This window comes from Paenibacillus sp. J23TS9 (assembly GCF_018403225.1).
Lineage (GTDB): Bacteria > Bacillota > Bacilli > Paenibacillales > Paenibacillaceae > Paenibacillus_AQ.
The window spans coordinates 92,587-114,741 of the sequence record NZ_BOSG01000005.1; the positions used below are offsets into that span (position 1 = coordinate 92,587).

General features: G+C 47.4%; 22 protein-coding genes. 15 read left to right on the forward strand and 7 right to left on the reverse strand.

The window, feature by feature from the left end; translation table 11 throughout:
• Positions 1-84: 84 nt before the first annotated feature.
• The 13 genes from KJS65_RS24400 to KJS65_RS24460 all read left to right on the forward strand — a co-directional run bounded on the left by KJS65_RS24400 (position 85) and on the right by KJS65_RS24460 (position 12,268).
• The gene (locus KJS65_RS24400; RefSeq protein ID WP_213652698.1) at positions 85-1,101 is read left to right on the forward strand and encodes an NAD-dependent epimerase/dehydratase family protein; all 1,017 of its coding nucleotides are present in this window, start codon (positions 85-87) and stop codon (positions 1,099-1,101) included.
• Positions 1,101-2,171 (forward strand): dihydrodipicolinate synthase family protein, encoded by a 1,071-nt coding sequence (locus KJS65_RS24405; RefSeq protein WP_213652445.1) that lies wholly within the window; start codon positions 1,101-1,103, stop codon positions 2,169-2,171. The genes KJS65_RS24400 and KJS65_RS24405 overlap by 1 nt, the downstream gene beginning before the upstream one ends.
• 375 nt (positions 2,172-2,546) lie before the next feature.
• Positions 2,547-3,878, forward strand: a complete 1,332-nt coding sequence (locus KJS65_RS24410; RefSeq protein WP_213652446.1) for an ArsB/NhaD family transporter — start codon at positions 2,547-2,549, stop codon at positions 3,876-3,878.
• A gap of 303 nt (positions 3,879-4,181) precedes the next feature.
• On the forward strand, positions 4,182-5,141 hold the full coding sequence (locus KJS65_RS24415) for a CAP domain-containing protein (protein ID WP_213652447.1): 960 nt from the start codon (positions 4,182-4,184) through the stop codon (positions 5,139-5,141).
• Between the two features lie 219 nt (positions 5,142-5,360).
• Positions 5,361-6,326, forward strand: a complete 966-nt coding sequence (locus KJS65_RS24420; protein WP_213652448.1) for an ABC transporter ATP-binding protein — start codon at positions 5,361-5,363, stop codon at positions 6,324-6,326.
• Positions 6,319-7,068, forward strand: coding sequence for an ABC transporter permease (locus KJS65_RS24425; protein ID WP_213652449.1), 750 nt, complete (start codon positions 6,319-6,321; stop codon positions 7,066-7,068). Before KJS65_RS24420 ends, KJS65_RS24425 begins: the two co-directional genes overlap by 8 nt.
• Before the next feature lie 45 nt (positions 7,069-7,113).
• Complete coding sequence (locus KJS65_RS24430) at positions 7,114-7,530, forward strand: GntR family transcriptional regulator (protein ID WP_136608513.1); 417 nt, start codon at positions 7,114-7,116, stop codon at positions 7,528-7,530.
• Positions 7,508-8,206 carry an ABC transporter ATP-binding protein gene (locus KJS65_RS24435; RefSeq protein WP_213652450.1) on the forward strand — a complete coding sequence of 233 codons (699 nt, stop codon included), beginning with the start codon at positions 7,508-7,510 and terminating at the stop codon, positions 8,204-8,206. Before KJS65_RS24430 ends, KJS65_RS24435 begins: the two co-directional genes overlap by 23 nt.
• Positions 8,203-8,949: a hypothetical protein gene (locus KJS65_RS24440; protein WP_213652451.1), complete on the forward strand. Its 747-nt coding sequence runs from the start codon at positions 8,203-8,205 to the stop codon at positions 8,947-8,949. Before KJS65_RS24435 ends, KJS65_RS24440 begins: the two co-directional genes overlap by 4 nt.
• 324 nt (positions 8,950-9,273) lie before the next feature.
• Positions 9,274-10,005 (forward strand): GNAT family N-acetyltransferase, encoded by a 732-nt coding sequence (locus KJS65_RS24445; RefSeq protein ID WP_213652452.1) that lies wholly within the window; start codon positions 9,274-9,276, stop codon positions 10,003-10,005.
• A gap of 54 nt (positions 10,006-10,059) precedes the next feature.
• Positions 10,060-10,482, forward strand: a complete 423-nt coding sequence (locus KJS65_RS24450; protein WP_213652453.1) for a VOC family protein — start codon at positions 10,060-10,062, stop codon at positions 10,480-10,482.
• A 193-nt stretch (positions 10,483-10,675) separates the two neighbouring features.
• On the forward strand, positions 10,676-11,527 hold the full coding sequence (locus tag KJS65_RS24455; RefSeq protein ID WP_213652699.1) for a MurR/RpiR family transcriptional regulator: 852 nt from the start codon (positions 10,676-10,678) through the stop codon (positions 11,525-11,527).
• A gap of 225 nt (positions 11,528-11,752) precedes the next feature.
• Complete coding sequence (locus tag KJS65_RS24460; protein WP_213652454.1) at positions 11,753-12,268, forward strand: mismatch-specific DNA-glycosylase; 516 nt, start codon at positions 11,753-11,755, stop codon at positions 12,266-12,268.
• Positions 12,269-12,511: 243 nt separating this feature from the next.
• Here the strand turns inward: KJS65_RS24460 and qoxD are convergent, their stop codons facing one another.
• The 4 genes from qoxD to qoxA are packed head-to-tail and all read right to left on the reverse strand — an operon-like array spanning position 12,512 to position 16,300.
• Entirely contained in the window at positions 12,512-12,796 is a 285-nt protein-coding gene (qoxD, locus tag KJS65_RS24465; protein WP_136608508.1) for a cytochrome aa3 quinol oxidase subunit IV, read from the reverse strand.
• Position 12,797: 1 nt separating this feature from the next.
• Positions 12,798-13,394: a cytochrome aa3 quinol oxidase subunit III gene (gene qoxC / locus KJS65_RS24470; protein WP_136608507.1), complete on the reverse strand. Its 597-nt coding sequence runs from the start codon at positions 13,392-13,394 to the stop codon at positions 12,798-12,800.
• Positions 13,391-15,337 carry a cytochrome aa3 quinol oxidase subunit I gene (gene qoxB, locus KJS65_RS24475; RefSeq protein ID WP_213652455.1) on the reverse strand — a complete coding sequence of 649 codons (1,947 nt, stop codon included), beginning with the start codon at positions 15,335-15,337 and terminating at the stop codon, positions 13,391-13,393. Before qoxB ends, qoxC begins: the two co-directional genes overlap by 4 nt.
• 27 nt (positions 15,338-15,364) lie before the next feature.
• Positions 15,365-16,300 carry a cytochrome aa3 quinol oxidase subunit II gene (qoxA, locus tag KJS65_RS24480; RefSeq protein ID WP_374706220.1) on the reverse strand — a complete coding sequence of 312 codons (936 nt, stop codon included), beginning with the start codon at positions 16,298-16,300 and terminating at the stop codon, positions 15,365-15,367.
• Between the two features lie 462 nt (positions 16,301-16,762).
• On the opposite strand from qoxA, the gene KJS65_RS24485 reads away from it, so the two are divergent.
• The gene (locus KJS65_RS24485; protein ID WP_213652457.1) at positions 16,763-17,491 is read left to right on the forward strand and encodes an HAD family hydrolase; all 729 of its coding nucleotides are present in this window, start codon (positions 16,763-16,765) and stop codon (positions 17,489-17,491) included.
• A gap of 84 nt (positions 17,492-17,575) precedes the next feature.
• On the opposite strand, the gene KJS65_RS24490 is transcribed toward KJS65_RS24485, so the two are convergent.
• Both KJS65_RS24490 and KJS65_RS24495 read right to left on the reverse strand, forming a co-directional pair.
• Complete coding sequence (locus KJS65_RS24490; RefSeq protein WP_213652458.1) at positions 17,576-19,471, reverse strand: DUF2339 domain-containing protein; 1,896 nt, start codon at positions 19,469-19,471, stop codon at positions 17,576-17,578.
• Between the two features lie 92 nt (positions 19,472-19,563).
• A complete protein-coding gene (locus KJS65_RS24495) occupies positions 19,564-20,484 on the reverse strand; it encodes an AEC family transporter (RefSeq protein ID WP_213652459.1) in 921 nt (306 codons plus the stop codon).
• A gap of 287 nt (positions 20,485-20,771) precedes the next feature.
• Between KJS65_RS24495 and KJS65_RS24500 the strand changes: the two genes are divergently transcribed.
• On the forward strand, positions 20,772-21,245 hold the full coding sequence (locus tag KJS65_RS24500; protein WP_213652460.1) for a hypothetical protein: 474 nt from the start codon (positions 20,772-20,774) through the stop codon (positions 21,243-21,245).
• Positions 21,246-21,253: 8 nt separating this feature from the next.
• Here the strand turns inward: KJS65_RS24500 and KJS65_RS24505 are convergent, their stop codons facing one another.
• The gene (locus tag KJS65_RS24505; RefSeq protein ID WP_306432993.1) at positions 21,254-21,997 is read right to left on the reverse strand and encodes a FadR/GntR family transcriptional regulator; all 744 of its coding nucleotides are present in this window, start codon (positions 21,995-21,997) and stop codon (positions 21,254-21,256) included.
• Between the last annotated feature and the right edge of the window lie 158 nt (positions 21,998-22,155).

The following is a 22,155-nucleotide window of genomic DNA, read 5'->3' on the forward strand; positions in this document are numbered from 1 at the left end:
TTGGGAATGTCAGGGTGTAAGGATCTTTATAGGACAGGTTGTTCGAGATGAATCGATATCGAAGGATGGTGCTGAAGAATGAAAATCAACTCTATCGAAGAATTGGAAACCAGGCTCGCTGAACCATCAGATGAGCTGCTGACCGACTTGGGTCAGGTGGACGGAGATATCATGCTGCTGGGTGTCGGCGGAAAAATGGGTCCGAGTATGGCCCGGTTGGCAATGAACGCTATCGCCAAAGCCGGTATTAACAAGAAGGTCATCGGAGTATCCCGCTTTTCCAGCGGCACACTGAAGCAGGAGCTGAAGGAGATGGGGGTCGAGACAATCTCGGCCGATCTGCTGGATGATGAGCAGCTGCAGGCACTGCCTGATGTGAAAAACGTCATTTTTATGGCGGGCAATAAATTCGGTACGACTGGCAACGAGCACTTCACCTGGGCGATGAATGCCTATTTGCCAGGCCGTGTAGCAGAGAAGTTCAGAAATTCCCGAATGGTTGTCTTTTCAACAGGTAATGTATACCCTCTTACTCCGGTAGGAGCAGGGGGAGCAACGGAAGAATTCACTCCAAATGCCAATGGAGAATACGGCCAGTCCTGTCTTGGGCGTGAGCGTGTGTTTGAGCACTTCTCACATAAATATCAGATCCCGATGTTTATTTACCGTCTAAACTATGCCATCGATCTCCGCTACGGTGTCCTCCTGGAGCTCGCCAAATCGGTCAAGGAAGGCAGACCGGTCGATATTTCCATGGGGCATGCCAATGTGATCTGGCAGGGGGACGCCAATGAAATTGCCCTTAGAGCTCTGCGTATCTGCAATTCGCCGGCAGTAACGATGAATGTCACCGGACCGGAGACGCTTTCGCTGCGCTGGGTTGCCGGGGAATTCGGCCGCAGATTAGGCGTTGAGCCAGTGCTCGTTGGCCAGGAGGCACCGACTGCGCTGCTAAGTAACGCATCCAAGGCGATGCAGACATTTGGGTATCCGAAGGTTTCGGTTTTACAAATGATCGACTGGATATCGGATTGGGTACTCCAAGATGGAGCGACCTGGAATAAGCCGACACATTTTCAGGAACGGGAGGGGAAATATTGATGGACAGCTCATATAAGCTTATGACTCCTGAGCTCCAGAAAGCTCTGCATGACGGGCTGGCAATTCCTGCGCATCCGCTTGCGCTAAATGCGGACCGTCAGCTAGATGAACGCCGCCAGCGTGCGCTAACAAGGTATTATATTGCATCTGGAGCAGGCGGCATCGCTGTAGCTGTTCACTCGACACAGTTCGAAATCCGTGACAAGGGCATTGATTTGCTGGAGCCGGTTTTGCGTATGGCGGCCGAAGAGGTGGACCGCGCTGATCTGAAACATCCTTTCATGAAGATCGCCGGAATTTGTGGACCGACTGAGCAGGCAGTTGCAGAAGCCAAGCTTGCCGCGGGGCTTGGTTACGATGCCGGACTCCTCAGAATGGGTGGGCTCGGCAGCTGGACAGAGGATCAGCTGCTGGAACGGGTCCGCCGTGTGGCTGGAATTATTCCGGTATTTGGTTTTTATTTGCAGCCTTCAGTCGGAGGAAGAACGCTCAGCTTTGAGTTCTGGCGTGCATTTGCCGGAATCGAGGGTGTCATTGCCATCAAGATGGCCCCCTTTAACCGATACCAATCTTTGGATGTCATTCGGGCTGTTATGGAATCGGAACGCCGTGATGAGATCGCCTTATATACGGGCAATGATGATAATATTGTGGTTGATTTGCTGACGAAGTTTCGTTTTAAAGTTGACGGTCAGACGCTAGAGAAGCGTATCGTGGGTGGGCTCCTGGGACACTGGGCAGTCTGGACTCATCAAGCTGTCGAGCTGCTGAATGAGATTAAGAAGGTGAGGGATGAGGAGCATATCCCCGCAGAGTGGTTGACATATGCGGCCGAGATTACGGACAGCAATGCTGCCTTTTTCGATCCTGCTCATCAGTTCCATGGCTGCATTCCAGGTATTCATGAAGTACTGCGGCGTCAAGGGCTGCTCGAAGGGCGCTGGTGCCTGAACCTGCAGGAGGAGCTGTCTCCGGGACAAATGGAAGAGATTGACCGTGTGTATGAGAGCTATCCGCATCTGAATGATGATGACTTTGTAAAGACGAATATACACCATTGGCTCGGATAATTTTAAAAAGTGGCATAACCCAATATTCCAAGAGGCTTTAGCATAACCGCTGAAGCCTCCTTTTTTTATGCCTTGTTCTTCTTTTAAATAGACTCGAAAATAGTATTTTTCTAGGTACAGCAGCCTGGAGCGGCTAGTGACATCCAGCGTTAAATAGAGATGATTGACAATAGTAGATTTTGATAGAAGCGTGTTGTTGACCCTGTCGAAGCTTGTTCACTATACGTATATATATAGTATTACCAAAGCAATAGTTTCACTGGGAAAGGAGGAATGTGGATGATTTTTTCATAGAGCACGGAATTTCAGATCTTTGACGCAAAGGAGAGTTGTGCACAAAGAATAAACTTTTAAGTTAAGAGATGAGGGTTTGACATGCATGATTTAATGGTGTTGATTACGGTTTGTTCCTTCCTGTTAACCATCGGCTTCATCTTCTGGCGTCCCCATGTAAATGAAGCAATTCCTGCAACCATCGGTGCACTCCTTGTACTGCTCAGCGGCAGCGTTTCAATGGCAGACTTGGGCGAAATCATGCAAACAATCAGCGGTGCAGCGGTAACAATTATGGCCACCATTGTCATGGCAATTGTTCTGGAAAGCTTCGGCTTTTTTCACTGGGCAACCGAATTACTGACGGCGAAGGCCAGAGGTTCGGGAATTCGGCTATTTTGGTTAACGAATCTGTTCTGTTTCATGATGACGCTGTTTGTGAATAATGACGGCAGTATTCTGATTACAACTCCAATTTTACTGATGATGCTGAAGAATATGGGTCTTAAAAACCATCAGAAAATTCCATACTTGATCTCCGGGGCGATTGTCGCCACAGCATCCAGTGCGCCGATCGGGGTAAGCAATATCGTTAATCTGATCGCGCTCAAAATCGTTCATATGGATCTCTATATGCATACGGCCATGATGTTTATCCCCGCTACGCTCGGACTTATCCTGCTGACTACCCTCTTGTTTCTGTTCTTTTACCGAACCCTTCCGAAGAAGCTTCCAACTCCAGCCCAATGGAATCTAAGACCAGGGCAGCATCCCCTGCAGGATTCGCTGCAGCAGGACAACCCGGGCAAATTCATGAGAAATATTTTAATCTTTGTTCTGTGTGTCCGAATCAGTTTATTCGCAGCTTCCTTTATTCACTTTCCTGTATCTTTGATGGCTGTGATCGGATCAGTATTTTTGCTGGCCTGGCGTTGGTATCATCTCAAGATCCCTCCTACGGACATGCTGAAAAAAACACCTTGGTATATCCTTATTTTTGCTTTCAGCATGTATGTGATTATCTACGGCCTGAACAATATCGGTTTGACTGAATGGCTGATCCGGATGCTTCAGCCGATTGTGTCGGGTAGTTTATTGTACGCCAGCGTTCTGATGGGCGGATTGATCAGCATCTTGTCCAATATATTCAACAATCACCCGGCACTGATGGTCGGCACGATCACTCTGACCCATATGGGACTAGATCCTCTCACATTAAAAATCTCATATTTGGCCAGCGTTATTGGGAGTGATATCGGTTCACTGCTGCTGCCTATAGGCACACTCGCAACCTTAATGTGGCTGCATATTGTGCGAAAAGGCGGTGTCAAAATCAGCTGGGCCCAATACTTGAAAGTAACCATCGTTGTCATTCCCGTCACCGTGCTGTTTACGCTGATTCTTCTTTCGTACTGGGTATCTTGGATGTTTTAAGATCATAAGATTCTGGAGGCTGCCGATGAGCATAATTTCGACGTCAAGACGACAAAAAAAGACCCCCGCTTGTTAAGAAGGTCCAAATTAAAGAGATAATATGCATTTTATAGATTATGATATTCGGCTGCAAAATGAATGGATGATCGTCTACTGCCTTAATAAGGATAATATAATTCGCATATGTGAAATAATCTGAACTTCAGCAGGGGGATGCTGGAGTTCTTTTCGTAATCATTAAGGAAAATGATGGAATTTGTCGAAAATAAATAATAAGACCATCTTTGAGAGGATGAAATTGAAGTGCATATAAAGGATGATAATCAGACTAGATATTTTTTTCATCGGCGTATCTTGGTTTCGGTTATTTCGGCTGGCATGCTGCTGGGGGGAGTTACCTTTGCACACCAGGGCTATGCGGCTGCAGTCAGTGCGGGGACGGGGATTAACCAGGATCAAAATGATGCCTTAGCTTATTTGAATAGTATCCGGGCAAAACTCGGGCTGCAGGCTCTGAAGTACAATGGCAATATGTCCAAAGCAGCTCAGCTTCATGCGGTATATTACAATATGAATCATGAGAAAGCATCGCAAAGCGCTCATAGTGAAAGCAAAGGATTGCCCGGGTTTAAAGGGAGCACGATTGTTGATCGCTTGAAAGCATCCGGCTGGTCACCCGGCCCAAATGGGTATATGACAGGGGAGGCCATGCATTACGAGCAGACAACCATTAAGGGGGCTATCGAGGAATGGTTGGACACAGCCTATCACCGGGAAATCATCCTAAGTCACAAATACACTGAGGTCGGAATCGGTTTTGTGAATGGTACGGCAGTATTGGATATGGCCGGGCCTTATGATCCAACCCCCATCAAGAGCGGAATCGCCGTGTACCCTTATGACGGTATGAAGAATGTCGGAGTAGGCTTTTATGGAAATGAGAATCCCAACCCGCTGAGTCAGTTCAATATCAAATCTTCCGGCTGCATTATATCTGCGACCACCGAAAAGGAAATGGTATGGCATCAAGCAAAGATCACCGATCAGAATGGTAAGGAGATTCCAATCTTTGAGGAGCTTCATAACAAGGACACATTGTTTCTATACCCGAAATACGTATTAAAAGGCAATCATACATATCAAATTTCGCTGTCCTACGAAATGAAGGGAAGCCCCGGAAAAAAGAAAAAGATGTGGTCCTTCACCACAGGGGAGAGTCCTAAAGAGGATGTTGAAAGCGAAACTTCCTCCACAATAAAGTAACTTGAAGGCGTCTAAGCAGCAGCACAGCAATCAAAGTGGTGGACACGCATATGGCATCCACGAAAACGCCAAATGTACAACAGTGTATAAATAGATACGGAAGCCGTCCCACTAGGGGCGGTTTTCATTTTCTCCAAGCAGTAGTAAAAATTAGGCTTTACATCATAGATGTTCTAGTGTACTATTCAACTATAACACTAGTACAAAGGAGATGTGAGCATGAACCATCCTAATGATATACAGGCTGAAGACGCAGTACTTTCACTCAGGGGCGTTTCCAAAAAAATAGGCGGCAAAAGAATTGTCGATCAGCTTTCTTTTGATGTCCGTGAAGGAGAGGTTGTAGGACTGCTCGGACCTAACGGTGCGGGGAAGACGACGACCATCCGTATGATCGCAGGACTGATTCAAATGACTGAAGGAGATGTATTCGTCCGGGGCAGCAGCATCCGTCATGAGTGGAAGAAGGCGATCCGCCATGTTGGGGCTATTATCGAGAACCCGGAGTTTTATCCGTACATGACAGGCTACGATAACCTGAAGCAGTACCAGCGGATGAATGACTGGATCAGTAATGATCGCATCAATGAGGTTGTCCGGCTGGTTGGACTTGAAAATGCCATGAAGAAGAAGGTCAAGGCATATTCGCTTGGCATGCGCCAGCGGCTCGGTATTGCGCAGGCACTGCTTCATGAGCCCTCGGTACTCATTCTGGATGAACCGACTAATGGTCTTGATCCGGCAGGCATTCGTGAGATGCGTGATTACCTTAAAACGATTGCCCGCGAGGAAGGCATTTCGATCCTGGTATCGAGCCATCTATTGCTTGAGATGGAACAGCTGTGCAGCCGGGTCGTTGTAATCCAGGATGGAAAACTAGTAACAATCCGTACAATCGGCGAAAACGGTGGATCCGGGCAAGATGAGAAAGATCTTGTTCGCGTCATGTTCCGGGTCGGGCATTTGGAAGAGGCGCAGAAGGTGTTCGGAAATCATGAAAAGGCTGAGATTCTGAAGGTTGAACCTGAGCAGAATGAATTGATATTGTCGCTCCGGTACAAGGATATCCCGGATATGGTCACTGCACTGGGTAGTGCTCAAATTCCGATCTATCAGATCACGGAGCTCAAACAGTCGCTGGAAGATGAATTTTTGAAATGGACAGGGGGAAACCGCATTGCGTAGCTTTAATAATCTGGTGTTAAATGAATGGCTTAAAATGTCCAAAAAACGCAGCTTTTTTATTCCTTATGCGATCATCGCCGCCGTGGCAGCGGTACTCGCTTGGGTATTAAAACGCTGGGCCGGTGATATGGTAGAATCCGCATTCGATTATACGGCCATGATGTCCAGCACAAGCGGCTTCGGACAGTTCACGGCCATGCTTGCTGTTATATTCACTGCCGGCTTGGTATCCGGAGAGCATGGGCATGGAACGATTAAATTTTTGCTTATCCGTGGACAGAGCCGGGGAAAAGTTCTCGCTTCCAAGTATGTTACCGCTTTGCTTTTTGCATTGACGCTCATCGTTTGGATGAACGTGGTCAGCTTTGCTTCTGGTGCCGTCCTGTTCGGGACCGAGCACTCGGCCGGGGCATGGCGTGATATTTTGATCGCAAGCGGAAGCTCGCTGGTTTATAGCATAGTCTTTATGACGCTGGGATTTATGATGGGTGTGCTGACGCGTTCCACGGGAGCAGCAATGGGCGTAGGTATGGCTGCTATCATGCTCAGCGGCATCACGATTCCAAAAAACTTTTATAAATATGTGCTGTTCCCGAATGCGGATTTGTCGATATACAGTCATGGTGGACATCCGCCGATCGAAGGGATGACGCTTCCGTTTTCAATTGTGATTATAGCGGTATATATTGTCTTGTTTCTTGGCGCAAGCTTTGTTACGTTTAAGAAACGTGATATTGCCTAATGCAGCCAGGGAGCCGAAGCTGACGGCGAAAGGAGTCTATTCCCATTGAGCATCGAATTTGACAACAATTTGCCGATCTATCTCCAAATCATGAACCATATCAAAAGGCAGATCGTATCCGGTCTGCTTCAGCCCGGTGATAAAATTCCGTCGGTAAGGGAGCTTGCGGCGGATTTACAGATTAATCCGAACACGATCCAGCGAACGTTTCAGGAGCTCGAACGCGAGGAAGTAGTGGAGACAAAACGCGGGCTGGGAAGATATGTGACAAGCGAGGGATCCAAAATTATGGCGATTAAAAAGGAAATGGCTGGCGATTTGATTCACCAATTCATACATGGTATGCAGGAGTTGGGGTTCAAGAATCAGGATATCGTCACCATCGTAAAGGAAGCAGTGGCGGTCAAAGACAACACGGACCGGAAGGGGGCTTCTCCGGATGGACACATTGCTGAAGGTTAACGGCGTATCCAAAAAGTATGGTTCCAAGATTGCCTTGGATAACGTAAGCTTCGACATCAGACCAGGAAAAATCACCGGTCTGCTTGGCTCCAATGGAAGCGGTAAGAGCACGCTGATGCAAATCATTGCAGGCCTTACCCCTGCTACAGCCGGTGATATCTCTGTCATGGGAAAACCCATCGGCAGAGAAACGAAAAGCCTGATTTCCTATATGCCGGACCGTCCGCTAACAGAGAGCTGGATGAAGGTGAAGGACGCCGTCGCCTTTTATAAGGATTTTTATGCGGATTTTAATGTGGAAAAGGCACGTGAAATGCTCGATTTTATGAATTTGAACGAAAAAAGCAGCGTCAGCGTGCTGTCCAAAGGCATGAATGAACGGCTGCAGTTGACCTTGGCCCTCTCCCGTAACGTCAATCTGTATTTGCTGGATGAGCCGATTGGCGGGGTAGATCCTGTGGCCCGAGGTAAAATTCTGGATGCCATTGTGCGCTTTTACAGTGAAGAAAGCAGCCTCATCATCTGTACCCACCTGGTAAGGGATATGGAAAGGATTTTCGATGAAGTCTTGTTTTTAAACAGTGGAAGCATCGTACTCAACGAAGAAGTGGAGAGCATCCGCCTGAAGCACGGAAGGAGCGTCGACGACATGTTTAAAGAGGTGTTCGGCGAATGATCAAGCTGCTTAAATATGATTTGCGGCGGAATGCGAATCTTTTACTCGGGGTAACGGTGGTCCTGATCATTGGTGAGCTAGTACTCCTATGGTCCCGTGCCGCTCTTGAAATTAAGCTGGTCTTAACTGTGTTCTTTTTTATCGCAGCTGCTGTTATCTTCACGATATCCAGCCTGAAGGTTTTTGATTATAACATCAAATCGGTCAGCCGAAGGCTTTTGCCCGTCCATGCCTTCTCTTATGTTTGGGCGTCTCTGTTGTACGGATTGATCAATACCTTGGTTCTTACCTTGATTGGAATAGGGACCGCGTTCTACTTTTTTGCAAAAATCGATACTTCCCTAATAGGTGACATTTTCCGTATCCCTGTGCCTGTTATGGCCGGAATCGTGGTGGAGTATATTCTGGTGCTTGTATATGGGTATTTCACGATTTATGTGACCATTGCTTTAGCACGCAGCATCACGAGAAAAGGCGTATTCTGGGTTGGTCTGATCATCTTTTTGATCATTACGAACGTCACGGGATGGCTTGAAAACCTGATGTTTAACCGCGACTCTTCGCAAATCTTCAGCTTGGTGACCTTTCATGCGGAGGTGAGTAACGGTGTGTTGTCGCATGACATGGCAAACTCCAGTATGAACTTAAACTCTATAGGAACGCTGATATTCGAAGTCCTGCTCTGCGCAGTGTACCTTCTTGTCATTAAGTGGTGTGTGGAGAAAAGAATTGAAGCCAAGTAAAGCATAACTATTTAAATTTGGATGGCACCACTTGCTTCTCGTCCCTTCGGATGAGGAGCTATTTGTATATTATTATCAAGTTTTAATTCTAAGGCGCGGTATCTCAGTTGGTAGAGCATAGAATGACCTCTGTCAGGGTAGCCCTAAACAATGAGGACTCGAATCACAACACATAATGATCAGCAAATGGTCGTCATTTAAGAAACTTAGGTTATCATTGACAATCATTTTAAACATGATAGCTTGAACATATACCTGCAGTTTAAAGAGAGGGTGATTCAATATAATCATTAAGCAATGCTCTTTCGTTGATGTTCAGCAGCAATGAAAGAATACCTTCATACATTATCCTCGCCTTTCGATTCTTTTTTGGAAAATCACATTCTTTCGTCTACGTATTACATGATCTGTGAGGAGACGAAAGAGATCGGTTACTACGCAATATATCATCACGAGCTACTTACACAGTTTTATATCCATCGATCCTTCCAAATGCACTCGCAGATGCTGTTTAATCAAGTGCTTGAGCAGCATGCCATAAAATCTCTTTTTGTACCTACTTGTGATGAACTTTTCACCAGCTTATCGCTAGACCATGAGTTTATTATCGAGAGACAGGCTTACTTTTTTCAAGACAGTCAAAAAGACCTGAATGGAAGCGATGTGCGGAAAGATGAGGTATTTCGCCCTGCGAATTTGGAGGATCTTCAAACAATCCAGCATATTTGCGGTGATTTTCTGAACAACTACGAAGAGAGTATTACAAGCGGACAGCTTTTTGCTTATTACAGAGGACCTCAGCTATTAGGGATTGGAATCGTCGAGAAATCTAAAATGTTCGAGAACATGGGGAGCATAGGCATGTTCACCAATGGAGCGTTCAGACAGCAAGGCGTTGGAAGGACCATTATTACGCAATTAAGAGAATGGTGTAGCCAGCAAGGGATTAAGCCCATTAGCGGATGCTGGTACTACAATGAAGCTTCCAAGAGAACCTTGGAAAGCGCCGGTATGGTGACCAAGACAAGACTCTTACATATGAAGACAACTTCTTGAAAATTGAAGCTCATACGATGAATCTGAAAGTAAAACTCTTTAGGAGATGAGATCATGACCAAAGAAATTTGGATCAATTTGCCCGTAAAGGATATCCAAAGATCGAAACAGTTTTTTACCGAGATTGGATTTTCACTGAATCCGCACCTAGCAGATAGCGAAGATAAGGCCGGCCTGATCATTGGAGATAAACAGGTTGTAGTGATGCTTTTTCCCGAACCTACTTTTAAAGGTTTTACAGGCAATGAAATCCCAAATCCGGTACATGCAACCCAAGCTTTATTCTCCATTGATGCAGAGAGTAAGGAAGAAGTGGATGAACTGGTTGAGAAGGTCGTGAAGGCAGGTGGGACCATATTCGGACAGCCTGAGGATCGAGGGGGAATGTATGGAGCGGGCTTCGCGGATTTGGATGGTCATCGGTGGAATGTATTGTACATGGATCTGAGTGTGATGCAGCAACCAGAAGAGGCATAAATATGCCCAGGGAATGGCATCCGGAGCCTTTTGCAGACGCTTGCAAACCGTACTTCCAACCGGGTACAATAGGATTAACTTACAGGCGGAATTAACCTTCACATTAATATTTAATGGAAATAATCTCCCAGATAAGCAACGGTTTTTGGAACGTTGATGTGAAACAGGAAGGGGACGGAAAGCTTTGCAAAGCATGCAGGAAATGGGAAAAACACTGCTCAGTATCCGGAGCCATTTTAATGGGTTGACCAAGACCGAGCAAAAGGTCGCACAGTATATTTTGGAGAATGCTCAGGATTTGATCTATGATTCGGTTACGGAGCTTGCGGAGAAGGCAGATGTTGGAGAGACGACCGTGCTGCGTTTTTGCCGGAAAATGAAATTTCAGGGGTTTCAGGACTTTAAGCTCTCACTCGCACAGGATTTGGTGAAACCAACCGATCATATTCATGAGGAAATTGCGGAAGACGATGATCCGCTCACCCTCAGTCATAAAATTATCGGGACGCATCTCCGTACGCTGGAGCAAACGCGTGAACTGGTCAATGAGGATCAGTTAACCCAGGCGATTCATGCGCTGACTGAAGCTTTAAACATCCACTTTTTTGGTGTAGGCTCCTCAGGCTTAACGGCAACACAGGGAGCGCACAGCTTTGCCAGAATCGGCAAGAATAGTATGGCGAATACAGATACCCATTTTCAGGCGATGCAGGCTTCGCTGATGAATAAGGGGGATGTGGCCGTCGGACTGTCAATCTCGGGGAGCACGAAAGATACCATCGATAACCTTAACATTGCCAAAAAAGCGGGTGCCCGCATTATTGCCATTACGAGTAATGCCCGCTCGCCAATTACGAAAGTTGCGGATATCGTCCTTATTATGGTGGGTAGGGAAAATCCGCTGCAGGGCAGCTCACTTGCGGCTAAAATCTCACAGCTCGCAATTATTGATATTCTGAATGTGGCCGTGTCGCTGAAAATGAAGAGTGAGGCCATTAAATACAGAGAGATTACCGCCAAAGCGACCTCGGACAAGCTGTATTAAAAAAGTACGGATTCTACAAAACCAAGTGATGCCATTCGACTCTCATCCGGGAGTCTTTTTTCATGGTTCCAAGGTGAAACAATGGCCGGAAAGATAATGAAAAATGGATACTGATTACATTCCTATTCCCGGAGGTTCGGATGAACAGCTCACGGGTAACTACTATGGGGTGTACGATGATCGCAAGCTTAATGTCACCAACAATATATATAGGGGGTGGTCTTAATGCCGGAAATACCGGATCATCTGGATTATGGATTGTCGGTCTTGTTTATTGGCTTTAATCCAAGCCTGCTGTCTGGGGAGACCGGTCATCATTACGCCAATCCGCGCAACAATTTTTACCGGATTCTGCATCGTGCGGGCCTGACACCGCGGCTTTATGAGGCATCCGAGGATCAGGACCTGCTGAGACTTGGCTACGGTTTTACCAACATCGTCGCCCGCCCAACGCGGGGAATTGACGATATCGACCGCAGCGAGTATGCGGAAGGGAGAGATATTCTGCATGCAAAACTGAAAGAATATCGACCCAAGATCGCTTGCTTTGTCGGAAAAGGCGTATATACCGAATACAGCAAAAAGACTAAGGTGAACTGGGGCTTTCAACCAAGCCCGGTCATCCCTGAGATACACGAGTTCGTTGCCCCTTCCTCCAGCGGCTTGGTGCGGATGCCAATGGAAGAGATCGTGGGCATCTACCGTCAGCTTGCGGGGTATATAGCGCAGAATGAAGAGTAGCTGAAGATGGGAACAAATCGGGTGACAAGAAGTCAGGGAGGCCGGACATAGCGCCCAGCCTCTTTTTGAAGGAGCGAATGTTGGATCATAAACATGACTCCAGCGGAGAGGGCTAACGATTGCAGCAACGTTCAGCCGCAAAGCGCTGCCAGCTGTATAGGTAACTACGCCCGTCAACAGGGCGCCGCACAACACAAAAAAGCTGTCCCGTGAGGGACAGCTTTTTTTCTCTTACCATCAAACTTATCTAAATCCCCAAATCATCGTAAACAACGTACCGAAAACCGTAACGACGCCAACGAATACCGCATAACCGATATTGAGGTACAACTGCTTCTTGGAAGAAGTCTCACCGATGTGCATGAACAGCACCAGCTGCAGAGATGCCTGAATCAATGCACAAATCACCAGAATAACGATGCCTGCGGTGAACGTCAGATCCCAGTAGATAACGCCCAGTGCCACAAGTGAAAGGACTAGCGAGAAGATATATCCCATCACGTGACGTATCGGGAATAATCGTGCCATATTACATCAATCCTTTCAGGTAGACAAAGCTGAAGATGAAGATCCAGACCACGTCGAGAAAGTGCCAGTACAGGGAGAAGATAAACGACTTGTTGGTCGTCTCATCCGTAAAGCCCTGGCGTTTGATCTGAATCAGGATGCCTGCACCCCACAGGAAGCCCATGGTCACGTGAAGACCGTGAGTACCCAGGAGGACGAACAAGCTGGACAAGAAGGCACTGGTTTGCAGCGTCGCACCTTCATGCACATAATTTACGAACTCGGTAATCTCAATGCCGAGGAAGCCAAGGCCCATCAGCAGAGTGATACCGAAGAAGATCATCATCGGCTTCTTGAGCCCGAGGCGCATGGCATGAATGCCAAGGCCGCAGGTGAAGCTGCTGGTCAAGAGAAGAACTGTTTCCCAGATGACACCGTTGATCTCGAAAAGATCTTTGCCGGTCGGGCCGCTGCCCGTACGGTTCCAGAGAACCAAATATACGGCGAACAGCGTCGAGAAAAGGACAATTTCAGCGCCGAGGAAAAGCCAGAAACCGAAGATCTTATTGCTATTCTCTTCCGTTCTGTACTCCAGCGGCAGTGCATCATTTATTTTCATACGGAATCACCCCGCAATTTCTGTTCGGTAGCGGCAATTTCCTTCGCCGAGATGTGATAGCCGTGATCGCGTTCGAAGGAACGTACCGCCAGCATGATTACCACGCCTATGCCTGCAATGAGGGCAGGAATGAACCAGCTGAAGACCAGGAAGAAGCCGGCGAAGAACATAATTACACCAAGAATGAATGGCTGCCCGCTGTTGCTAGGCATATGAATCTCTTCATAAGGGCCCTCTTTAAACAGAGGAACATTATGTTTTTTAGCATGCCAGAAGGCATCCTGGGATTCAACATGTGGTACTTTAGCAAAGTTGTAAACAGGAACCGGACTCGGTATGCTCCACTCCAGCGTACGTGCATCCCATGGATCTCCGTGCTCATCGCGTGGGCTGTGACGGAAGCTGTAGTAGAAGTTGTAGCACAGAACGACAAAGCCAATAGCCAGAACAAATGCACCAATGGTTGCAATCATGTTAAGCGGACCAAAGCCTGTGTCTGCCGAATAGGTATACATCCGGCGCGTCATTCCTTGTAGTCCAAGGAAGAACAGCGGCATAAAGGCAACGTTAAAGCCTACGACAATCAGCCAGAAGGCTGTTTTGGCACGGCGTTCGTTCAGACGGAAACCAAAAATCTTAGGGAACCAGTAATGAAGACCGGCGAGTACCCCGAACACGGTACCTGGAATAAGTACGTAGTGGAAGTGGGCAACCAGGAACATCGTATTATGGTACTGGTAATCGGCACTTGCCATTGCGAGCATAACGCCCGTAACGCCGCCGAAGGTAAAGATCGGAATAAAGGCCATCGCGTACAGCATTGGAGAGGTGAATGTAATTTTACCTTTCCTTAGCGTAAACAGCCAGTTGAATATTTTAACCCCGGTCGGAACGGCAATCAGCATCGTCGTGATGGAGAAGAACCCGTTGACCATGGCTCCGGCGCCCATCGTATAGAAATGGTGAGCCCATACGAGGAAGGACAGGAGCGAAATGATGACCATACTGAACACCATCGATTTATACCCGTACAAATTCTTTTTCGAGAAGGTAGAGATAATATCACTGAATATACCGAAGGCCGGCAAAATAACAATGTATACCTCAGGATGGCCCCAAACCCAGAATAGGTTGGCCCATAGCATATCCATACCGCCGTTAGCCATGGTGAAGAACTGGCTGCCGAAGACGCGGTCGAACATCATCAAAGCGAGGGCTACGGTCAGAACCGGGAATGCGAACAAAATGATAACGTTCGTAATCAGAACCGACCATGTGAACATTGGCATACGCATCAGCTTCATGCCAGGTGCACGCATTTTCAGGATCGTCACGATGAAGTTAACGCCTGTCATCAATGTACCGATACCGGAAATCTGCAGCGCGAGCGAGTAGAAGTTGTTACCTACCGTCGGGCTGAATTCAAGACTTGCAAGCGGGAAGTACGCTGACCAACCGGCATCCGGTGATCCCCCGATGACAAACGAAATGTTGAACAGCATAGCTCCTGCGAAGAAGAGCCAGAAGCTGACAGCATTCAGTCTTGGAAAAGCAACGTCACGCGCGCCGATTTGCAGCGGCACGACAACGTTCATAAGTCCAATAACGAACGGCATCGCCATGAACAGGATCATAATAACCCCGTGCGTTGTGAAAATTTCGTTATAATGCTGGGAGTCCAAAAATCCGGATTCCGGTACCGCAAGCTGCGTACGCATCAACAGTGCGTCAACGCCGCCGCGGAACAGCATGATGAGAGCTGATAAAATATACATGACGCCAATACGTTTATGGTCAACGGTGGTCAGCCATTCACGCCATAAATATCCCCATTTCTTAAAATAGGTCAATCCGACGAGGATGGCGATGGATACGAGCACAATACTAACCATGGCTCCGTAAATCATCGGCTCACCGGTTACAAAAAATTCGTCCCATTTCATGCAATTGAGTCTCCTTTCTCCATGATCTTAATGTCCACTTTCCATGGACGAACTGTCATTCATGTCTTTCATATCCATATCGCTCATATTACTATGATCCATATTGCTCATATCGCTATGATCCATAGGCTTGCTGGAGTCTGTGCTTTCAGACTTGCTGTCTCCGCTATGCCCGTGTTCGGACATATCCATCGGAGCAGGCGCGAAGCCAAGGTGCGTGGAAGTAAACGATTTGCGGCCGACAATCTCGGTCTTAAGCAGCTTGTTAAATTCCTGCTCGGTGAGCTTTGGTGCAGTATCCTTAACGTCTTTAACCCATTTGCTGTATTCGGCAGGTGTTTGAGCAAGCACCTCGAATTCCATTTGAGCAAAGCCTTTACCGGAGAAGTTCGAGTTTTTACCCATGAATGAACCTTCATGTTCGGCAACGAGATTCAGCTTGGTCACCATATCGCTCATGGCGTATTTCTGACCACCGAGCTGCGGAACCCAGAAGCTTGTAATCGGACCGTAAGAGTAAAGACGGAACTCAACCGGACGGTTCGTTGGAATATTAACGTAGTTCACCGTTTCAATATTCTCTTCGGGATAGCTGAAGTGCCATTTCCAGTTCGAAGAAGCAGCATAAATGACAAGCGGCTTTTGAGTTTCGTAGCCGGCTGGCACCTTTTCAACAGCATTGGTCGTGCGCACTGTTACAACGGAGAGAATAGCTACGATAATGATCGGGATCACCGTCCAAATCAATTCCAGCCATTTGTTTCCCTCCATGTGGGGTGGTTCATAATCATCGCTTGTTTTGCTGGAACGATATTTGGTCAGCATAAAAACGAATAAGATGTAGACAACAAGTAAAACAAAAGCCATCATCAGGATCGAGAAAATAATGGTATCGGACTGCGTTTTGGCAACCGGACCTTTTGGATTCAGTACTACCATGGAGTTACATCCACTGAGCAGCATGATGATGGAAATAAGTATGGTAGTTAATAGCCATCTTTTTTTGTTTTTCACGGGAAACTCCTTTCTAGCATGTCGTTATTGCTGAGTTGGATTATTCGCGAATCCTCATAGCCCTAGCATAGTAACCTGCGAAATCGAAAACAAATACAAGAACATACATAATTACCATAAATATACATATATTCTGTGACAAACTTCACATTCTTCTGAAAAAAGCTTCAAATATCATGATTAACAGCGGAAAAGCGGCAAATTCAGCGATTTTCATTTTTGTTCATAATTGGACATGACCGGAACGGTTGTGCCAGTTCTGTCACAATTGGAAGGGCTTTTAAATCGATGAAACAAGCCTGTGTCAAAAATGCAATTTCACTGAAAGCCGCTAGGACAAAGAAAAAATGTGCTAAAATAGACAAAGATCAAATACTGTAACAAAAATCACAATCACGAAGAGGGAACGGAATGAGAGAAATTCAAGATAAGCCCAAAGGGATTTTTTTTGATGTGGATGATACGTTATACGATCATTTGGAGCCGCTGAGACAGGCGCTGAGAAAAGTATTGTCCACCGGAGAGGACTTTCCGTATGAGGCGGTTTACCATAGATTCAGATTTTACAGCGATGCATTATCAGCCCGCCATGGCGGTGTAAATGCTGCGGGGGCAGACCAGGATCTGCAGGAAATGAGAGTAAAGCGCGTCATGCTCGCCCTTGCGGAATTTGGAGTACAAGTGACAGAAAAGGAAGCCGCACGGATTCAGGAGATATACTTGGAGGGGCAGTTTCGAATCAATCCATTCCCTGGCGCAGTTGAACTCATCCGTACACTACAGACAGCCGGTCATGTGGTCGGATTGATTACGAACGGACCCGCAAAGCATCAGATGGCTAAAATCAAAGCGCTGGCAATGGATAGAATTATAAACCCGGGGAGTATCTTCATCTCTGGAGCCGTTGGTTATGACAAACCGGATCCGCGCCTATTCATGCATGTGAATGAAATAACGGGAACAGAAGCCTCACGCAGCTTTTATATCGGAGATTCCTGGCGAAATGATGTCGTGGGTGCGCTTGAAGCCGGCTGGACAGCCATATGGTTCAACCATCGCCAAGTGAAGCCTGAATCGGATCATCAGCCCCATTATCTTGCGGTCAGTTACCGGGAGCTTGCCAATGTACTTCTTCCATAAAGGAAGAGGGAGGAAAATAAAAAGCAGATGCTTTCCCTAGGGGAGAGGCATCTGCTTTTTACTTGGTTCAAGAAGTGAAACATTTTAAGGATCTATGGCCGTTTCGTCAGGCACAGGAGCAGGTGGTGTACTGTCCTTACGTTTGTACAGCAGCCGGGAAACGAACATGCCCAAAGCGCCCAGGCCGATAAACAGGATCGCCCGGACGGCTACCGATACATCCGGCAGATCCACGATAATGACCTTTACCAGTGTAAGGAAGAGCAGTCCAATCCCTGCGATCCGGACCATCTGTCTTTGGAAAATCATGCCGCAGACGATAACTGCAATCGCGTATAGTGCCCATACCGCCGAAAGAACGAGATGACGGAAATCATATGTGAGATCAGCCGTCAACACATTGGTGATCTGTGTGATAAAGATGATGGCTAATAAGGCATCCGCCCACATCAGAATATCCGGCAATCGGCCGAAGATTATAGGTTCGGACATGTGGCGGATAACGTAAGAAAGAACCGCGATGCTGATCAGCAAAATGAGCCAGGAAAGGCTTGGGGCTGAGAAAAGATCATGTATGATCAGGAAAAGCGTCCCGGATACACCGTACAGAAAGACCGCGGCGGCTGTAATTTGCTGCATGTAGTTTTTCAGCTTAAAGCCAAGAATTAATCCAGCAGTGCCTATTACGATGGCGGCTGCAGGAGAGTAGCTTTGGTTCAGTATATCGAGTGCCCAGAGGAACCAGGCAGCCGTCGCAATGGATATATACACGGGAGGGCGTTCTCCCTTCACGTACTTCCCTAAAGCAGCAAGGCTGTAGATCAGAGCCCAGCCAATCAGCATCAGCGGCCGCCAGTGGATGGAATCCCCTGTAAATGGATACAGTGCATAGATCCACAGTGCCATGAGCCCGTATACTGGAAACAACGACAGGGTTTCATCGAGCTTACGGCGGACTGGGCCGAAGTAGGCATAAGCCAGCAGAACCGCATGCTGAATAAATACAGCTGCAATAAAAATATGGCGGCTTTCACCGAAGTCACCTGCAGCATAACCGATCAGAAGCGGAAGATGAAGCACCCCGACAGCGACGTAATAGGCTGCACGATAATCAAATTTCAGGGCAACGGCGATCATCGCAAGTGAGAAGATGGCTTCATAGCCCGTGAACACCCAGGCATTCGGATGGGTCGAATGGACGAGGAAGGGAATCAGATACCCGGCTACGGTTGCAATGATCATCAGTGTCTGGGAACGGCGCCGCTGCGCTGTAAACACACAAAGTGCGATGGAAAGGATATATAACACAAACGCCAGAGCTGAAGGAATCAGGCTGTACAGCTCATGTGCAGCGAACACGGATAAAATCAGCACACCGATGGCGCCGCCCAGCAGCACTTGTCCCAGCGCCTCACGTTGGTTCCGGATCTGTCTCTCACCGAGCCAGTACATGCTAGCTGCGACAACAACGCCGAGAAGGCAGCGTACAGGTTCGGTCAAATAACCCGCGCTGACAGCGGCTGTAAAACCCCACAGCACACCGAGCAGCAGAACAACAATAAAGACGCGCGGAAGCCACACTCGGGCGATAAGATGCTCCCAGTCCTTTGGTGGTTTAGGCTCTTGCGGAATATTCGGCCGCTGCTGATTGTAAGCATACGGATTCATTCCCTGCGGATTGGGCTGTCCCGTCCCTTGATTTGGGTAGTACCCTTGGGGCGGCGATCCCTGATAAGACGGACTCTGGCTAGGGTAACCTGATATTCCCTGCTGCGGGTTATGCTGCATGCCGGCCTGCCCGTATGCAGCATAACCTTGCTGTCCTCCGGCGTACGGTGGAGGACTGGTATTACTCGGCGTTGTCTGAGCCTCAGGGTTCCGGTCCGTCCCTCGCCTTTCTTGGCGCAGCTCGGCTAACTCCTGCTGCATTTCCTTCATGTTAGCCTCAAGCTGTGCAATTCTCTTTTCCAATAAATCCAATGGATATTCACCCCTGGCATTCCAGATTTATGTACTTTTGACTGCTGTACATAATATACCATAGGAGGCCCTATAATGAATCTTTTGGAGATTTAAAACATTTTGGCGAGCGATATCAATCCTGTGATCGTAACGACATTAAACAGGGTGGAGAGCAGCACCGTTTGCGCGGCAAAGTCAGGCTCGTTAGCATATTCCTCGGCAAGAATGGATGTATTGACGCCGGTCGGCATGCCGGATGCAATCAGCAGCGCCTGAGCAGGAATTCCCTTCAGGCCCAGAGCAAATACAAGGGCGCAGCCGATGGCGGGTCCTATAATGAGCCGGAGGAACAGGCTGATATAAATATCGAGCCGATAAAGACGGAGAGGATACTTGACGATCTGGGCCCCGAGTGTGAGCAAAGCTATGGCGACCATAGACTGCTGGGCATATGTTAAGGGCTGAGAAACAAAAATGGGGAGGGGAGCATGCAGCGCGTGCAGCAGCAGTCCCAGTACCAAGGCATAGGGAACAGGCATTTTTAGAAAACCGATGATCATACTCCGGTAATTCCCCTTCATCTTGACCCCCTGAATGGCGATGACGCCGTAGGTGAAGGTCAGCAGACTCTGCAGAGACATGATCAGCGCCTGCATGGATGCAGCCAGCGGATCTCCTTTAAATACAAGGGCGTTGATTGGCATGCCGTAATTTCCGGAGTTGTCGAGCATAATACTGTTGTTAAAAGCGGCTTTCATACTGCTTTGGAATTTCATGGTGCGGGCCACGATCGAGCCTATCAGGTACAAAATCAGTACGTATAGCGCATAAAATACAATGACGGTGCCAAGAAGACCGCCGGACATATCCGAATGATACATACTCATAAAAACAGCTGCGGGAGTAATGCAGTAAAAATTGATTTTGGCCAGCGTATATAAGTCCAGACGAAAAATGCGCTGCATGAGGGAACCGAATCCGATCAGCACAAAAACAGGCAATACAACTTCAAGTAAAATCGTAGTAATCATAAGCTCAGCTTCCTTTAATGGTCATGATGTCTTTGGAACTTATTTATTATAGCATCACTTGGAAGCGAGCAGGGGTGCAATTCCTCACGCTTTTTTAATGGAATTATCTTCATTTTTTAGGAAAGAAGTCCGAAATATATAACATAGGAAAATCGGCTCAACTCGGTATCAGGTCCTATAAGTATCAGGACTACGGGCCTATGTCTGGCGTTCATTTAAAATGTTTTACACTGTGATTCGGATCCGAATAAATAGAGAATTAAAGCGATTCAACTGGAGGGGATTGTATGTTATTCAATACTGAGTATCTTCAGGGCCGTGACGAGGGCAGTCATCACAGACCAGATGTCTACGAGCTCTATTCAAAAGCCCGCAACTGGAATGATTTGTCCCAAAGCCATATGAATCTAGCCCATCTTCTGATGGAAGAGGGGCTTTGCAGGGCATCCCTGATCGTTGGGCATATGGCCGTCAAGGCCAAACTAAAACAGGTCTACCTGCAGTCGGAGGGCATGCTTCCTCTGGAAGATATCTGCTACGATGAACTGATCAACAGGATTCGTGACTTTGCGGAAATTGATCTGGAAACAGAGCTGTTTCTGAATACACTCCAATATATTGCCGAGACTGAAAATGCCACCTTTTTACCGCGGATTGATGACGGACATTTGGAGAAAATGCTGGAGCGAATCGAAGGCATATTATCATGCCTTGACGTGCATTCGGTCAGCGATGCTGTGAAAATCCGGATCGAGAACTAGATTCTTGGTTAGATCCGCTGCAGGTCCCCGGCCTTCTTCTCATCTAAAACCTGCTCCACTTTGGAAATATGAAGCTCCATCCGGGCTGTTGCTTCCCTGGAGTCCTGCTGCGCAATGGCTTCATAAATCCGCATATGCTCCTGAAGCAGGCGTTCCGCAGAGGAACGTTCAGCGTAAAACCACAGCGCGCGCATATCCTTCATGCTCTCATGGAGCTTGAGGGATAAGGATTCCATCAGGTCAAGAAGCAGCGGATTATGGGTTGCGGCCGCAATCTGCTGATGGAACTTGACGTCGGCCTGCTCAATGAAATGCTCATCATCCGACTGTTCCATATCTTCCAGCAGTTTCTTGAAGACGCTAAGATCATCGTCTGTACGATGCTGCGCGGCAAGTGATGCACAGCCTGATTCAAGCACGCGCCGAACCTCCAAAATATGGCGCAGCGACGCGGCCCGTCCCTCCCATAGGTCGGCATAATGCTGCATGGGATGTATGGGAGTCGTATCAACGGGAGGCGCTTTGACAAAAGTGCCCCCGCCTTGCTTAATATTCAGCATCCCCATCGCTTTCAGCGCACTGAGAGCTTCCCGAATGGTCGATCTGCCTACGTTGTATTGTGCAGCCAGGTCGACTACAGAAGAAAGACGGTCCCCGGGCAAAAGCTGCCCATCATCCATCTGCTTTTTTAAATCATTCATTACCCACTCGTACTGCTTAAGCGGCCTTTGCTGACTGGTCAAACGACTCAACGCCCTTCCTTAAATACCTTCATTTACCTTATTTTACCGCAATTGCGGATAAGTTAAAATTTTAATTTTTCGATTAAGTTCTATTTTCGATTCATATATTCTAGTGTATACTTGTTCACAAGAAAAGTCATCAGATGACCTGACTAATTTAATCTAAT